Origin of the sequence: Xanthomonas cissicola (genome assembly GCF_008801575.1) — a bacterium.
In the GTDB taxonomy this organism is placed as follows: domain Bacteria; phylum Pseudomonadota; class Gammaproteobacteria; order Xanthomonadales; family Xanthomonadaceae; genus Xanthomonas; species Xanthomonas cissicola.
Map to the genome: position 1 here is coordinate 1 of NZ_VZPL01000212.1, position 906 is coordinate 906.

Here is a 906-nt window from a genome sequence, read left to right on the forward strand (position 1 = left end):
AAGTTGCTCTCTAAGCGATCGTGGTCCATCACCCGTTTCGTCGGCAGCCTCGCTGCCATGACAACTCTGGCTGGGGTTGTCCTTCATGGCTGCGGTCATGTCGCATACACCACCTATCTCGATGCATGGGGTGTTCAAGCTGATCTCTTCCCGCAATCTACCGATTGGAAAATTGTGAATGGATACTATGCCATTGTGCTTCAAGGCGTTGGCATTCTCGGATCTGTCCCGTGGCGCGTTCCGATCACGTTTTTTCTCATGCTCTGGTTCGCGATCTGGCTCTACCGTCTACCTACCAGGCCAGCAATCAACAATCGCATCACTTTATTCATTCGGGAACGGCCATGGCTAAGCGGCATCGTGTCCTCAGCCGGCATGGCCGCATCTGTCGTTTATTTAGGAGTGATGCTTTACTTGGTTGGCCTGCTTGTTGCGATCATGCCAGGCTTGGTCGGAGAGAGAGCCGGGAAAGAGAAAGCAACCAAAGAGAGGCGACGCCTCCTTGGACCAGTGTCGACAAGCGATTCAGAACTCTGGGAAAAGGGTGAGCGAAAGATCCGAGGCCACATCATTGCCAGCAGCTCTGACCTGATCGCCATCTACGACACTGACCTCCATCAGGTCCGAACCCTATCGCGTGGCGATTGGGAGATACGGAGAGCAGGTCCTTAGAAGTAAGCAACGGAGTGAGGATGCCGATGACATCCAGGCGTATTTCTACAGCACTCGCTTACAAGCGTGCGCCGCGTGCTGGTCGCTTCTCTATTGAACTTGACGTATTGCTCTGCGCAAATCTCTTGCGCTCGTTGGATTGAAGCTCTCTGTGCTGCTTCGTAGCGTCAAGTCTGGCAATCGCTTCATCAAGCTTGGCTTCGATCTCTTCGTCCGAGATCAATTCGCGCACGT

Annotated in this window: 1 protein-coding gene and 1 pseudogene; one reads left to right on the plus strand and one right to left on the minus strand. The window is 53.5% G+C overall.

Translation table 11 applies throughout. The annotated features are described in order from the left end of the window. Positions 1 to 672: hypothetical protein (locus tag F7R02_RS25625; protein WP_235900998.1), on the plus strand; the 672-nt coding region annotated here is incomplete at its 5' end. Positions 673 to 730: 58 nt separating this feature from the next. On the opposite strand, the pseudogene F7R02_RS27155 reads toward F7R02_RS25625, so the two are convergent. After that, positions 731 to 906: pseudogene (locus tag F7R02_RS27155) on the minus strand (ankyrin repeat domain-containing protein); the annotation flags it as partial.